15 protein-coding genes are annotated in these 14,369 nt (G+C 69.2%); 2 read left to right on the top strand and 13 right to left on the bottom strand.

Annotated features, from left to right (window positions below; genetic code table 11):
• Positions 1–113: 113 nt before the first annotated feature.
• From FM051_RS29855 to dapE, 3 genes are all read right to left on the bottom strand, one after another.
• Positions 114–647: an LOG family protein gene (locus tag FM051_RS29855; protein WP_238412744.1), complete on the bottom strand. Its 534-nt coding sequence runs from the start codon at positions 645–647 to the stop codon at positions 114–116.
• Complete coding sequence (locus FM051_RS29850; RefSeq protein WP_158849146.1) at positions 644–1,408, bottom strand: LOG family protein; 765 nt, start codon at positions 1,406–1,408, stop codon at positions 644–646. Before FM051_RS29850 ends, FM051_RS29855 begins: the two co-directional genes overlap by 4 nt.
• A gap of 132 nt (positions 1,409–1,540) precedes the next feature.
• A complete protein-coding gene (dapE, locus tag FM051_RS29845) occupies positions 1,541–2,602 on the bottom strand; it encodes a succinyl-diaminopimelate desuccinylase (RefSeq protein ID WP_158849144.1) in 1,062 nt (353 codons plus the stop codon).
• Positions 2,603–2,627: 25 nt separating this feature from the next.
• Between dapE and dapD the strand changes: the two genes are divergently transcribed.
• Positions 2,628–3,599 carry a 2,3,4,5-tetrahydropyridine-2,6-dicarboxylate N-succinyltransferase gene (gene dapD / locus FM051_RS29840; RefSeq protein WP_238412743.1) on the top strand — a complete coding sequence of 324 codons (972 nt, stop codon included), beginning with the start codon at positions 2,628–2,630 and terminating at the stop codon, positions 3,597–3,599.
• Positions 3,600–3,749: 150 nt separating this feature from the next.
• Here the strand turns inward: dapD and dapC are convergent, their stop codons facing one another.
• On the bottom strand, positions 3,750–4,877 hold the full coding sequence (gene dapC / locus FM051_RS29835; RefSeq protein ID WP_238412742.1) for a succinyldiaminopimelate transaminase: 1,128 nt from the start codon (positions 4,875–4,877) through the stop codon (positions 3,750–3,752).
• Positions 4,874–5,200, bottom strand: coding sequence for a ferredoxin (gene fdxA, locus FM051_RS29830; protein ID WP_077008114.1), 327 nt, complete (start codon positions 5,198–5,200; stop codon positions 4,874–4,876). Before fdxA ends, dapC begins: the two co-directional genes overlap by 4 nt.
• A 147-nt stretch (positions 5,201–5,347) precedes the next feature.
• Between fdxA and FM051_RS29825 the strand changes: the two genes are divergently transcribed.
• Positions 5,348–6,085, top strand: coding sequence for a GNAT family N-acetyltransferase (locus FM051_RS29825; RefSeq protein WP_158849140.1), 738 nt, complete (start codon positions 5,348–5,350; stop codon positions 6,083–6,085).
• Here FM051_RS29825 and FM051_RS29820 read toward each other — a convergent pair.
• The 8 genes from FM051_RS29820 to FM051_RS29785 form a co-directional block, all read right to left on the bottom strand.
• Entirely contained in the window at positions 6,061–6,786 is a 726-nt protein-coding gene (locus tag FM051_RS29820) for a hypothetical protein (protein ID WP_158849138.1), read from the bottom strand. The genes FM051_RS29825 and FM051_RS29820 overlap by 25 nt on opposite strands.
• Entirely contained in the window at positions 6,767–7,159 is a 393-nt protein-coding gene (locus FM051_RS29815) for a hypothetical protein (RefSeq protein ID WP_158849136.1), read from the bottom strand. Before FM051_RS29815 ends, FM051_RS29820 begins: the two co-directional genes overlap by 20 nt.
• The gene (gene mshB / locus FM051_RS29810) at positions 7,156–7,995 is read right to left on the bottom strand and encodes an N-acetyl-1-D-myo-inositol-2-amino-2-deoxy-alpha-D-glucopyranoside deacetylase (RefSeq protein WP_158849134.1); all 840 of its coding nucleotides are present in this window, start codon (positions 7,993–7,995) and stop codon (positions 7,156–7,158) included. The genes FM051_RS29815 and mshB overlap by 4 nt, the downstream gene beginning before the upstream one ends.
• Positions 7,996–8,098: 103 nt before the next feature.
• Complete coding sequence (locus tag FM051_RS29805; RefSeq protein WP_238412741.1) at positions 8,099–9,169, bottom strand: ABC transporter ATP-binding protein; 1,071 nt, start codon at positions 9,167–9,169, stop codon at positions 8,099–8,101.
• Positions 9,166–10,356 (bottom strand): ABC transporter ATP-binding protein, encoded by a 1,191-nt coding sequence (locus tag FM051_RS29800; RefSeq protein WP_158849132.1) that lies wholly within the window; start codon positions 10,354–10,356, stop codon positions 9,166–9,168. The genes FM051_RS29805 and FM051_RS29800 overlap by 4 nt, the downstream gene beginning before the upstream one ends.
• Complete coding sequence (locus FM051_RS29795; protein ID WP_238412740.1) at positions 10,353–11,309, bottom strand: ABC transporter permease; 957 nt, start codon at positions 11,307–11,309, stop codon at positions 10,353–10,355. The genes FM051_RS29800 and FM051_RS29795 overlap by 4 nt, the downstream gene beginning before the upstream one ends.
• Positions 11,302–12,300: an ABC transporter permease gene (locus FM051_RS29790; RefSeq protein ID WP_158849130.1), complete on the bottom strand. Its 999-nt coding sequence runs from the start codon at positions 12,298–12,300 to the stop codon at positions 11,302–11,304. Before FM051_RS29790 ends, FM051_RS29795 begins: the two co-directional genes overlap by 8 nt.
• Before the next feature lie 146 nt (positions 12,301–12,446).
• Complete coding sequence (locus FM051_RS29785; protein ID WP_158849128.1) at positions 12,447–14,249, bottom strand: ABC transporter family substrate-binding protein; 1,803 nt, start codon at positions 14,247–14,249, stop codon at positions 12,447–12,449.
• Positions 14,250–14,369 lie beyond the last annotated feature (120 nt).

Below are 14,369 nucleotides of genomic sequence, written 5' to 3'. Positions count from 1 at the left end.
CGTCGGTCGTTCGCGACTCATTTTCCGGCGATCACGCTTTTCGATCGTCGGAAAATCAGGCGCGAGCGGCCGACCTCTGGCGACCTCGCCCGCCGTCTGCGGAGCAGCGGCAATTAGACACAAGCGTCGAGTGCGGCGTCCACGTCGTCGGTGACCACCAGCGAGTCCAGCGCGAACCGGGACACGAACCCGCGCCCGTTCAGCTCGGTCAGCCACTCCAGCAGGCCGCGGTAGTGGCCGTCCACGTCGAGCAGCACCACCGGCTTGGCGTGCATGGCCAGCACCCGTGACGTCCACACCTCGAACAGCTCCTCGCAGGTGCCGATGCCGCCGGGCAGCGCCAGGAACGCGTCGCCGTGCGCCTCCATCAGCGCCTTGCGGTCGCGCATGTTGTCGACCACCAGCAGGTCGTCGGCGTCCGAGTCGGCCAGCTCGCGGTCCACCAGGCCGCGCGGGATCACCCCGGTGGTGCGGGCCCCGCCCTCACGGGCCGCCCGCGCCACCGCGCCCATCATCGACGTGCGGCCACCGCCCCACGCCAACGCCCAGCCGCGGGCCGCGATGCGCTTGCCCACCTCGGCCGCCAACTCCAGGTAGCTGTCCGGGACCGTCCGCAACGACCCGCAGTACACCGTGACCGTGATCAATGCGCGTCCGCCCACGCCTTGTGCGCGTCGTTCACCACGCGCACCGCGTCGTCGATGTCGTCGGTCAGGTACAGCAGGTCCAGGTCCTTCTCGCTGACCTTGCCGCTGGCCAGCACCGAGTCGCGCACCCAGTCGTACAGGCCCTGCCAGTAAGCCTTGCCGAACAGCACCACCGGGAACTTGGTGACCTTCTTCGTCTGCACCAGGGTCAGCGCCTCGAACAGCTCGTCCAGCGTGCCGAACCCGCCCGGCAGGCAGATGAACGCCTGCGAGTACTTGATGAACATGGTCTTGCGCACGAAGAAGTAGCGGAAGTTCACCCCGAGGTCGACCCACGGGTTCAGGCCCTGCTCGAACGGCAGCTCGATGCCCAGGCCGATGGAGAACCCGCCCGCCTCCGAACAGCCCCGGTTGACCGCCTCCATCGCGCCCGGACCGCCGCCGGTGATCACCGCGAACCCGGCCTCGGCCAGCGCGCCGCCCAGCTTGCGGCCGGTCTCGTACTCGGGGTGGTCGCGGCCGGTGCGGGCGGAACCGAACACGGTCACCGCGCTCGGCACCTCGGCCAGCGCGCCGAAACCCTCCACGAACTCCGCCTGGATGCGCAGGACGCGCCACGGGTCGGTGTGCACCCAGTCGCTCGGTCCGCGCGAGTCCAGCAGCCGCTGGTCCGTGGTGGTCAGCTCATCGCGGCGCTCGCGACGCAGGACGACCGGTCCGCGCTGCTTCTCCCTGGGGTGCTCGTCCACGCTGTCCGTCATTGCCGGGAGTCTAGCTGTGTTGAATTGCGGGCTGTGTTGGATTGCGCCGCCTCCGGCGTCGCGGGCTCGGTCGCCCGGGAGGTCGGCGACCTCGCGTGGTGGCTGGCCTGCTCAGGAAGCGCGGGCCGCCGGTCAGCTGAGGAAGCGGGTCAGGACTTCGACGCACTGACGGATCTGGTTCACCGGGACGTTCTCCTGCTGCGTGTGGGCCAGCAGCGGGTCGCCCGGCCCGTAGTTCACCGCGGGCATGCCGAGGGCGGCGAACCGCGCCACGTCCGTCCAGCCGAGCTTGGCGACGGGGGTGCCGCCGGCGGCCTCGACGAGTTCCCTGGTGGTCGGCGCGCCGAGGCCGGGCAGGGCGCCCGCGGACACGTCGGTGACCGTGACCTCGTAGCCGTCGAACAGCTCGCGCAGGTGCTGTTCGGCCTGCGCCGGGGTGCGGTCCGGGGCGAACCGGTGGTTGACCGTGAGAACGGCCTCGTCCGGGACGACGTTGCCCGCCACCCCGCCGCTGATCTTCACCGCTTGCAGGCCCTCGCGGTACAGGCAGCCGTCGATGTCGACCTGGCGGGGCTCGTGGGCCTCCAGGCGGCGCAGGGCGTCACCGATGGCGTGGATCGCGTTCACGCCCATCCAGCCGCGGGCGGTGTGGGCACGGGCGCCCTTGGTGCGGATCTCGATGCGCATCGTGCCCTGGCAACCGGCCTCGATCACGCCGTTGGACGGCTCGCACACGATCGCCAGGTCGCCCTTCAGCCACTCCGGCATCTCCCGCTCGATGCGGCCGAGGCCGTTGCGGACGGCTTCGACCTCCTCGCAGTCGTAGAAGACGAAGGTGAGGTCGTGGCGCGGGTCCTGGACGGTGGCGGCGAGGTTCAGCATCACCGCGTCACCGCTCTTCATGTCGACCGTGCCGCAGCCGTGCAGGATGTCGCTCTCCAGCCGGGACGGCAGGTTGGCGTTGATCGGCACGGTGTCCAGGTGGCCCGCCAGCACGACCCGGGACGGCCGGCCGAGGTTCGTGCGGGCCAGCACGGCGTTGCCCGACCGCGCGACTTCGAGGGTGGTCTGCTCTTTGAGCGACCGTTCCACGAGGTCGGCGATGCGGGCTTCGTCGCCGGAGACGCTGGGCACGTCCACCAGGGCGGCGGTCAGTTCGACGGGATCGGCGGCGAGGTGCAAGGTGTCGGCCACTTGGCGCACGTTACCGTTGGTACCCGTGAGCACCGCAAACCCCACCGGCGCGTACGGCGTCGGACTCGCCACCGTCACTCCCTCAGGCGCTGTGCTGGACACGTGGTTCCCGTCGCCGTCGCTCGGGTCCGCCGAGCCCGGTGTGGCGCTGCTGTCGTCCGCGGAGGTCTCGGCTTCGCTCGGTGAGGCCGCCGCCAAGCAGCTCGGCGCGGATGCCGAGCGTGACGTCGAGGTCGTGGGCGTCCGGGTCGGCATCGGTTCGCTGTCCGACGCGCCCACCACGACCTACGACGTCTGGCTGCGGCTGCACCTGCTGTCGTCGCGGCTCGTCCAGCCGCACGGCGCGAACCTGGACGGCCTGTTCGGGCTGCTCAACAACGTGGTGTGGACGAACTTCGGGCCGTGCGCGGTGGAGGGGTTCGAGCAGACCCGCCTCCGGCTGCGCACCCGCGGGCCGGTCACCGTGTACGGGATCGACAAGTTCCCGCGGATGGTCGACTACGTCGTGCCGTCCGGCGTGCGGATCGCCGACGCGGACCGGGTGCGGCTGGGCGCGCACCTGGCGTCCGGCACGACCGTGATGCACGAGGGTTTCGTGAACTTCAACGCCGGGACGCTCGGTGCGTCCATGGTGGAAGGCCGGATCTCGGCCGGTGTGGTCGTCGGTGACGGTTCCGACGTCGGCGGCGGCGCGTCGATCATGGGCACCCTGTCCGGCGGCGGCAAGCAGGTCATCTCCGTCGGCGAGCGCTGCCTGATCGGCGCGAACGGCGGCCTGGGCATCTCGCTGGGCGACGACTGCGTCGTGGAGGCGGGCCTCTACATCACCGCAGGCACCAAGGTGACCGGCGCGGACGGCACCGTCGTCAAGGCGGGCCAGCTGTCCGGCATGTCGGGCCTGCTGTTCATCCGCGACTCGACCACCGGCGTGGTCAAGGTCCTCCCCCGCAAGGGCACCGGCGTGGAGCTGAACGCCGCCCTGCACGCCAACGACTGACCGTCCACCCGTCCTGAACCCACCGCGCGAGGTCGCGTCGGTCGTTCGCGACTCATTTCCCGGCGATCACGCTTTTCGATCGTCGGGAAATCAGGCGCGAACGACCGACTTCCAGGCGACCGAGCCCGCCGTCTGCGGAGCAGCGGCCATTTACACAGTCAGGCGGTCTACGGCGGTGGCGATGCGGTCGTCCGTCGCCGTCAGGGCGATGCGGACGTGCTTGTCGCCCGTCGGGCCGTAGAAGGTGCCCGGAGCGGCCAGGACGCCGCGCTCGGCGAGCCAGGCGATGGTGTCCCAGGCGTTCTCGCCGTCCCGGGTCGACCACAGGTACAGCCCGGCCTCCGAGTGGTCCACGGTGAACCCGGCCTTGGTCAACGCAGGCAGCAGCAGGTCACGCCGTGCCCGGTACCGCTCGCGCTGCTCCGCCACGTGCCCGTCGTCGTTCAACGCCGCCGTCATCGCCGCCTGCACCGGCCGGGGCATGATCATGCCCGCGTGCTTGCGCACCTCCAGCAACGACGCGACCAACGCCGGATCACCCGTCACGAACCCCGCCCGGTACCCGGCCAGGTTGGACGACTTCGACAGCGAGTGCACCGCCAGCAACCCGTCGAGGCTCCCGCCGTTGACCGAAGGCAGCAGCACGGACACCGGCTCCGCCGTCCAGGACAACGCCAGGTAGCACTCGTCGGACGCGACGACCGCCCCGACCGCACGCGCATCCGCCACGGCCTGTGCCAGCTGCGAGGCGTCCTGCACCCGACCGGTCGGGTTGGACGGCGAGTTCAGCCACACCAGCCCCGTCCCGGCCGGCGGCGGCTCACCGTCGGCCAGCCGCACCGGGGTCGCGCCGGCCAGCCGCGCACCCACCTCGTACGTCGGGTACGACAACGCCGGGATCGCCACCACGTCACCGGGCCCGAGACCCAGCAACGTCGGCAGCCACGCCACCAGCTCCTTGGACCCGATGGTCGGCAGCACGGCGACGGGGTCGAACGGCGGCACGCCGTGCCGCCGGGTCAACGCGCCGACCACGGCCTCCCGCAACGCCGGGATGCCGTGCGTGGTCGGGTAGCCGGGCGAGTCCGCGACCGTGCCCAGGGCGTGCTGGATCAGCTCGGGAACCGGGTCCACCGGCGTGCCGATGGACAGGTCGACCACACCGCCGGGGTGCGTGCGCGCCTTGGCGGCGTGGTCGGCCAGCGAGTCCCAGGGGAAGTCCGGCAGCTTCCTGCGAGCCGCGCCCGACGTACCCGAGATCGAGTTGTCCGAGGTCACTCGTGCGACGCCTGCGGGGGGAGAGCCTTGATGAACCCGGGGTCGGCGCTGACCTTGCCGACCTTGGAGGCGCCACCGGGGGAGCCCAGCTCGTCGAAGAAGTCCACGTTCGCCTTCGTGTACTCCTTCCACTCGTCCGGCACGTCGTCCTCGTAGTAGATGGCCTCGACGGGGCACACCGGCTCGCAAGCACCACAGTCGACGCACTCATCCGGGTGGATGTAGAGCATCCGGTCGCCTTCGTAGATGCAGTCGACGGGGCACTCTTCGATGCACGCCTTGTCGAGCACGTCCACGCACGGCTGGGCGATCACATAGGTCACTGCGCTCTCCTGCTCTTGTTCTGGTCCACACCGCGCAAGCCGGAGAGTACGCGGCGGATTCGATTGTCCAACGGTCAGGCTTGCCTTATCGGCACCGTGTGCCAGCTCACAGACCCACCGTTCACCTGCACGGGGCACGATGCGGGGGTGCAGCACGTCACCGAGTTGGAGCAACGGTGCGCGGACGCGTGGCCGGCGCTGGTCGACCGACCGCTCGGGCAGTGGCGGCTGCGGGCCGCCGGCGGGTTCACCGGACGGGCGAACAGCGCGCTGACCACGGGTGATCCGGGTCTGCCCGTCTCCGACGCGTTGACCGAGGTGGTCGGGTTCGCGACCGCGCACGGCATCAAGCCGACCGCGCACGTGGTCGTCGGCGCGCCCGCCGAGGCCGGCGTCGAGGCGGCGGGCTGGCGAGTCGATGTGGATCACCCGGGTGGCGCGGAATCGCTGGTGATGACGGGCCGGTTGGATGGGTTCGCCACTCCGAAGTCGGCCGATGTGGTCATCTCGGACTCCCCGCTTCCCGAATGGTGGGAGCTGGCCGCGCAACCGGACCCCACGGCGGCGCAACGGCACGTCCTGTCGTCCGGGAAGACGGTCGGCTTCGGCACGGTCACCGTGAACGGGCAGGTGCTGGCCGCCGTGCGCGGCGCCGTCGTCGACGACCTGCTCCACGTGGCACGGCTCGCCGTGCGCCCCGAGGCCCGCGGGCTCGGCCTGGCCCGCCGACTGATGGGCGGCCTGGCGACGTGGGGCCTCGACCGCGGCGCGACGACGTGCGCGCTGCAGGTGGCCGAGCACAACAAGCCCGCGATCACGCTCTACGAGTCGCTGGGCTGCGCCGAGCACCACCGCTACCGCTACTGGGTCTCGAACCACTCGTAGGCGGCCGTGCGGACCCGTTTCAACGCCGACCGCTCGCCGAAGTAGTCGCCGACCACGCCGACGACGGGCAGCATCCCGAGCGCCTGGTGGTAGAACCGGCCCCGCGGCCGCTTGTCCAGCTCGTCCTCCAGCTTCCAGAGGACCTTGGCGAGCTTCCAGATCGTCGCGCCGATCGCCTTGATCGTGGACCGCTCCCGCAGCTCCTCGGTCAGCTCGGCGGTCTGCTCGTCCTCCCGGGGATCGACCGCGAGCCCGTCGACCTCCCGCTGGAACAGCACGTGCGCGAGCAGCCGGACCCGGTCCTCGGTCGACGTGAACCCGTGCTCCCCCGCGATCGCCGACAGCAGCAGCCCCTGCCCCGCCGCACCCAGCGCGGACTGGATCGGCAGCCGGTCGGCCAGCACGCCGCCGATACCCGGCAGTGCCGAGATCAACGACACCAGCCGGCCGACCCGGTTGAGCCAGAACTCGTCGCGCTGCAGCACGTCCATGCGGGACCACGCGGCCGTGCCGGGCACCTTCACCGCGGCCAGCTGGTCCCACAGCTTGTCCACGAGCCCGCGGTCGGCGCCCTGCTCGACCTCGCGGTCGCGCAGGCCGAGCAGGTTCGCGTCGCGGAGGGTGTCGAGCAGCGGCCCGGTCGCCCGGACGAACGGCCGCAGCGCCCGCACCACGTCCCGGTCAGTGATCGTCTCGGGCACCGACCTGCCTCCCCATGTGGGCGCCCACCGCGATGGCGCTCGGCAGCACACCGCCGGCGAACAGCACCAGCGTGCGCCAGTCGTTGAGGAGTACCACGTCACCACCCGGGCCGAACAACCCGAACAGCAGCAACGTGCCGATCCACACCAGCAGCGGCGACACCGCGGCCAACGTGCGGTGCGCGTGCCGTGACGCGGCCAGCACCAGCATCGGCGTGGTCACGATCGCGAGCACGACGGTGACCGGGAACGGCCAGTCACCGACCCGCGGCAGCAGGGTGCCGTCCAGCCGCAACGGCAGGTAGAACAGCTCCAGCACGGCGAGCACGAACGCCGCGACCGCGATACCGACGAGCGCCAGGCGATCGGTCAATCGAGCCCCCCGAACAGGTCTGTCTCCGCGCCCTCCGCGGGCCCCTTGGCCAGCACGTAGTACTCGGCCTGCACGACGGGCTGCGCGATGCCGTTGGACAGCGCGTAGCTCGCGCCACCCGAACCGTCCTGCCACACGCTGACCTGCGTGGAGTGCGCCCGCAACGCGCGCAGCTTCGCCACCAGGTGCTCGGAGATGTCGATGGTGCTGGTGATGACGGCGTCGTCGGTGACCGGCAGCTCGCCCTCGGCGGGCAGCCGCCACGGCAGGTCGGCCATCTCCGCCAACGCGGCGGCGCCCGCCTCGGTCGCCGCACGCGACGTCACGGCGTGGAAGACGCGGTCCACGTCCACCGCCGCCGCCATGGTGATCTGGTGCGCCCGGATGTGGTCGGGGTGGCCGTAGCCGCCGAACGCGTCGTAGGTGACGACGACCTGCGGCTTGACCGACGTGATGATCTCCGACAGCGCGGCGACCTGCTCGTCGAACGAGCCGTTCGCGAACGCGCGCGGGTGGTTGTTCGCCTCGACGCCCGCCATCCCGGAGTCCCGCCAGCGGCCGATGCCGCCGAGGAACCGGTGGTCGGTCACGCCCAGCGCGGCGCACGCGGATCTCAGTTCGGCGACCCGGTACCCGCCGAGTTGATCGGCGGCGTCCGCGGCCAGCTCCCGGAGCGCGGGCGGGATGATCTCGCCCTCCTCGCCGAGGGTGCAGGTGACCACGGTGACGTGCACGCCCATCGCCGCGTAGCGGGCGATGGTGCCGCCCGTCCACAGGCTTTCGTCGTCGGGGTGTGCGTGTACCAGAAGCAACCGTGGTGGAGCAGTGAGCGTCACCGGATCAGCGTAGAGGGACACCCTGTGATCCGGAATCGCGACGGTGTGGAATTGCGCTGTGCGCCGTTGGGGCCGCCGATCGAGCGACCCCAACGGCAGGTGATCAGCCGACCAGAGCGGGCACTACTTCGGCGAAGTGGCACGCCGAGAGCGTGCCCTCGCCGTCGCCGCGCCGTTCCAGCTTGGGCTCCTCGACGGCGCAGATGTCCTGCGCCTTCCAGCAGCGGGTGCGGAAGCGGCAGCCCGACGGCGGGTTCACCGGCGACGGAACGTCACCGGTGAGCACGATCCGCTGACGCCGGCGCTCCACCTTCGGGTTCGGCACCGGCACGGCGGACAGCAGCGCCTGCGTGTACGGGTGCATCGGCCGGGCGTAGATGTCCTCCCGGTCGCCGATCTCGATGATCTTGCCGAGGTACATCACCGCGACCCGGTCGGAGATGTGCCGGACGACCGAGAGGTCGTGCGCCACGAACAGGTACGCCAGCCCGAGGCGTTCCTGCAACTCCTCCAGCAGGTTCACCACGCCCGCCTGCACCGACACGTCCAGCGCGGACACCGGCTCGTCCAGCACCACGAGCTTCGGGTTGAGCGCGAGCGCGCGGGCGATGCCGATGCGCTGGCGCTGGCCGCCGGAGAACTCGTGCGCGTACCGGTTGCGGTGCTCCGGGTTGAGGCCGACGAGTTCCATCAGCTCGTTGACCCGGTGCTGCACGTCGCCGCCGTCGTCCTTCGGCACGCCGTGGATCTTGAACGGCTCGGAGATCAGCTCGTTGATCTGCCAGCGCGGGTTCAGCGACGCGTACGGGTCCTGGAACACGATCTGCATGTCCCGGCGCACCGACCGCAGGCCCTTGCCGCGCAACGTGGTCAGCTCGCGGCCCTCGAACTTCACCGAGCCGGACGTCGGCTTGTGCAGCTGGAGGATGGCCCGCCCGGTGGTGGACTTGCCGCAACCGGACTCGCCGACCAGGCCGAGCGTCTCGCCCTGGTGCAGGTTGAAGCTGACGCCGGACACGGCCTGCACCTGTCCCACGGTGCGCGGGATGATGCCGCCGCCGCGGACCGGGAACGACTTGACCAGGTCCTTGACCTCCAGCAGCGGGGTCTCGCCCGGACGGTCGCCGGATTCGAGTCCCCCGGCCTGCGGGTTCACGTCTGTCGAGGTGGTCATGAGGTCGGCTTCTCCTCTTCGTGCAACCGCGCTTCCACCACGTCGACGTCCTCGGAGATGGGGATGTCCGGGTTCGCCATGGTCAGCGACGCCGGGTTCTCCACCACGCCGATCTCGTCGTGCGCGAACAGCCGCTGCGGGTTCTCGATCGTGGCCAGGTGCGCGGAGCGGTGGCACCGCGCGAAGTGGCCGGCCCGGTCGGTCTCCAGCAGCAACGGCTCGGTCTCGCGGCACTCGTCGATCGCCAGCGGGCAGCGCGGCGAGAACGAGCAGCCCTGCGGCAGGTTCATCAGCGAGGGCGGCGCGCCCTTGATCGGGGTGAGCCGCTTGCCCAGCATGTTCGGGTTCGGGATCGACCCCAGCAGGCCGACCGTGTAGGGCATCCGCTGGGCCTCGAAGACCTCGTCCACGGTGCCCTGCTCGACCACGGTGCCGCCGTACATCACCTGCACGCGGTCCACCATGCCCGCCACCACGCCCAGGTCGTGCGTGATGATCATGATGCCGGCGCTCGTCTCGTCCCGGATGCGCAGCAGCGTGTCCAGGATCTGCGCCTGCACCGTCACGTCCAGCGCCGTGGTCGGCTCGTCCGCGATGATCACGTCCGGGTCGTTGATGATCGCCATGGCGATCATCGCGCGCTGCCGCATACCGCCGGAGAACTCGTGCGGGTACTGCGCCGCACGGCGGTCCGGCTGCGGGATGCCGACGAGTTCCAGCACCTCGACGGCCTTGGCGAAGGCCGCCTTCTTCGACACGTCGTGGTGCGCCTGGTGCGCCTCGGCGAGCTGCCAGCCCACCGTGTACACCGGGTTCAGCGACGTCATCGGGTCCTGGAAGATCATCGAGATGCCGTTGCCGCGGATCGGCTGCATCTGCTTGTAGCTCAGGCCGACGAGCTCGCGGTCCTTGAACTTGATCGAGCCGCCGATCTTCGCGGTCTTGGGCAGCAGGCCCATGATCGCCATCGACGACACCGACTTGCCGGAGCCCGACTCGCCCACGATGCCCAGCACCTCGCCGGCGCCGAGGGTGAACGACACGTCCCGCACGGCGTGCACCGTGCCGTCGTCGGTCGGGAAGTCCACCGACAGGTTCTCGACCCTGAGCAGCTTCTCGCCGCCCCTGCCGTCGGTTTTCTCCCAGGGCGAGGGCTCTGGTGCGTCCATCACGTCCAACTCACTCATGCCTTCACCCTCTTCTGCCGCGGGTCGAAGGCGTCCCGGAGACCGTCACCGATGAAGTTCACCGCGAGCGAGATCAGCACGATGAACACGAACGGGGTGAAGAACAGCCACGGGTGCTGCGTCAGCTCGTTCTTGTTGAGGCTGATCATCAGGCCCAGCGACGTGTCCGGGCTCTGCACGCCCAGACCGATGAACGACAGCGCGGCCTCCAGCAGCACCGCCTGCGCGATGGCCAGCGTGGCGTTGACGATGATCACGTCGATGGTGTTGGGCAGGATGTGCCGGAACACGATCCGGAACGTGGACGCGCCCAGCGCGCGGGCGGCCTCCACGAACTCCTTCTCGCGCAACGACAGCACCATGCCGCGGATCACCCGGGCGATCTGGAGCCACATGATCAGGCCCAGGTAGAGCGCCACGATCAGCCAGTTGCTGCCGCCGCTGCCGCCCGCCACCGACACCACGAAGCTGTTGCGCACCAGCACGGCCGCGATCACGAAGCCGGGGATCACCAGCATCAGGTCGATGAAGCGGCTGATCAGGGTGTCGACCCAGCCCTTCAGGTAACCGGCCAACGCGCCCAGCACCACGCCGATGAGCGTGGACAGGAACGCGACGACCATCGCGATCTGGAGCGAGAACTGCATGCCGCGGATGATCAGGGCGACCATGTCGCCGCCCAGCCGGTCCGTGCCGAACGGGTGGTCGACGCTCGGCGGCAGGTACCGCTTGAAGCCCAGGTCCGTGTACGAGTACTGCCAGAACAGCCCGCCCATGAAGGCGAACACCACCAGGATCACGAACAGGACCAGGCCGAACAGCGCGGCCCGGTGCCGGGCGAACCGGCGCAGGATGATCTGCCACTGCTTGCGCGCCGTGGTCGTGTCGAAAGTGCTCGCCTCGTTCGGGCTCGGCGATGGCGCCTGCGCCACGGGGGAACCGATCTCAGTCAAGGCGAATCCTCGGGTCCAGGAAGGCGTACAGGATGTCCGCGATCAGGTTGAACGCGATGATGAACACAGCCGTCACCATCATGAAGCCGAGCACCTGGAATGGCTCGATCTTCACGATCGCCTCGATGAGGAACTTGCCCATGCCGGACCAGCCGAAGACCGTTTCGGTGATCACCGCGCCGCCGAAGCCCGCGCCGATGTTCAGCGAGGAGACCGTGATGATGGGGATGAGGGCGTTGCGGAACGCGTGCCGGAAGATGGACCGCGCCTCGGAAACACCCTTCGCCTGCGCCGTGCGCACGTAGTCGGCGTTCAGGGTCTCCAGCATCGAAGCACGCTGGAAACGGCTGTAGAGCGCGAACTGGATGACGACCAGGGAGATGGTCGGCAGGATGTACGCCCCGCTGTACTGGAACACCTGTTCGCCGAAGCTGCCGCCGAACCCGTCGCCCGGCGGGCCCGCCGTGATGATCCACCGGTCGGCGCCCAGGGATTCCAGCCAGTTGTTCAACTCGATACCGCCGGCCTTCAGCACCAGCGCAACGCAGAACAACGGCATCGAGAACATGGCGAACGATATTCCCGTCGCCGTGTAGTCGAATATCGAGTACTGTCTGACCGCGCCGATGACGCCGACCGCGATACCGAGCAGCAGCGCGATGAGCTCCGCGCCGAGGATCAGCCGCAGCGTCACGCCGAAGGCCTTGAGCAGCTCGTCCTTCACCGGCCTGCCCGCGTTGCCGGGGACGACGGACTCGCCCCAGTCGCCGGTCACGAAGTCGCCGGCCCAGGAGACGTAGCGCTCCACGAACGGCTTGTTGTAGCCCGTCCGCTCGTAGGCGGCGGCGATCTCCGCCGGTGTCCGGGCCTTCTGGAGCTTCCACTCGCCCAGGGGGTCGCCCATGGCGTTGACGAGTCCGAAGCAGAGGAATGAAGCGACGATCAACAGCGGAATCGAGATCAACAACCGCCGGATTATGTAACGGAACATGACGAGTCTCTAGTCTCCCTAGGCACCCCCGCGTGCAAGCGGGGGAGCCTACCGGACGCGGGCACCGTCCGGGGGGCCGGTGCTTGTGGCACCGGCCCCCCGGCGGCTGGGTCGTGCTGACTACCTGGAGTGCGAACTTCCGGCTGTTACTTCTTCTGCCAGGCGTACAGGTTCCAGGTCACACCGCCGGCGACGCCGACGTAGGAGATCGGACCGATTTCCGCGCTGGAGACGGCGAAGTCGGACAACTGGAACAGCGGGATGCTGTGCAGGTCGTCCCGCATGATCTTGTCGGCTTCGTTCATCAGCGTGATGCGCTTCTGGTAGTCGAGCTCGGCGTTCGCGGCCGACCACTTCTCCGTCAACGCGGCGGAGTCGTAGTTGTTGTAGTTCGCCGTGCCGCCCTTGGCCTTCTGGGCGTAGTTGCCGAACGCACCGGCCTTCAGCGGCTGCCCGACCCACGCGAACAGCGCGGCCTCGAACTCGCTCGCCGGGAGGCGCTTGTCGTTGAAGTCGGCGGCCTGGTCGGCGACGATCTCGATGCCGGCCTGCTTGCACTTGTCCTGGAGGATGCGGACCGTGTCGGCACGACGCGTGACGATCTTGTGGCCCAGCTTGAAGGACGCGCGGAACTCGCCCTTCGTGTAGATGCCGTCGGCGCCCTGCTTCCAGCCGCCGTCCTCGAGGGTCTTCTTGGCCGCGGCGATGTCGCCCTTGCCGATGTCGCCGTAGTGGTCCTCGTAGCCGACCTCGTTCGGCATGAACGTCAGGCTGCCGAGCGGCTTGGCGTTCGGGTTCACGTCCGCCACGAGCTTCTCGATCAGCGCGTCGCGGTCGAAGCACTGGGCGATCGCCAGGCGCAGTTCCCGGTTGTCCTTGAACAGCGGCAGCGCCATGTTGAAGTCGACGTGCTCGTAGGTCTGGCCACCGGCCGCGTAGATGTCGAACTCGCCGTTACCGCGGAACTGGGACGCGACCGCGTTGTCCGCCTGCGGCGCGATGACCTGGACTTCCTTGTTCTGCAGCTGCTGCGCCGCGGACTGGGAGTCGGTGTTGGTCTTCAGGATGACCCTGGCCGGACCGGCCGGGTTGCCCCACCACTTCGGGTTGCGCACGAGGACCGTCTGGTCCTTCAGGTCCGAGGACTCGATCATGTACGGACCGGCGGACAGCGCGACCGTCGGGTCGAAGCCCAGCCAGCCCTTGGTGTAGAACTCGGCGATCTTCTTGACGGTCTCGTCGTTCTGCGTCGGCGTGATCTTGGTGATGTCCGCCGTGCCGGTCTTCTGCTCCAGGATGTGCGCCGGCAGCAGGCTGTCGCTGGACGGCTGCGAGAACAGACCGCGGTAGTCCGCGTACGGCTTCTTGAACGTCGTGGTGATCGTCTTGCCGTCGTCCGAGCACTCGAGCTTCTCGATGTCCTCGAAGCCGGTGGGCGTCGAGTCGAAGATCGCGGCTTCGCCCTCGGTGGCCTTGCTGGTGGCCGCCAGCCACTTCAGGTAGAAGTCGTCGCAGTCGACGGCTTCGCCGTCGGACCAGACGGCCGCCTTCTGCACCTTCCACTCGATCGTCTGGGGGCTGGTCGAGGTGACCTTGATCGACTCCATGAGGTCGTTGTCGACCTTGATCACGATCTTGCCGTCGACCAGCTCCGCGATGTACGGCGAGGGCTGCACGTTCGACAGCGCGATGGCGTTGGAGAAGTTGTTCGTCGCGCCGATGTTGTTGTTGTAGTTGTGGAAGCCCTCTTCCACCGCAACGGCGACTTCACCGATGTCGTCCACCTTGGGACGCTTGAACAGCTCGTCCTGACCGCCGATCGAACCCGGGTCGGCGTCCTGCTGCCCGCCTTGGTCACCGTCGCTCGAACCGCCGCCGCCGCACGCGCTCAACACGAGCGCGGCGCTCGTCAACAGCGCAAGCGCCGAGACAGCCTTTGATCTCCTCATCGACAACGTGCCCTCCTAGCACTGGGTTGAAGCGACCGTTTGGGCCGACTTCCACACCCATAACCGTGATGTGCCAAACGCGCCCCGAACCGACACACCGTTGCAGCACGATAAGAAGCT

It is taken from the genome of Saccharothrix deserti (genome assembly GCF_009769385.1).
In the GTDB taxonomy this organism is placed as follows: domain Bacteria; phylum Actinomycetota; class Actinomycetes; order Mycobacteriales; family Pseudonocardiaceae; genus Actinosynnema; species Actinosynnema deserti.
Note: the sequence above shows the minus strand (reverse complement) of the source record. Positions and strands in the feature narration are given on the sequence as shown.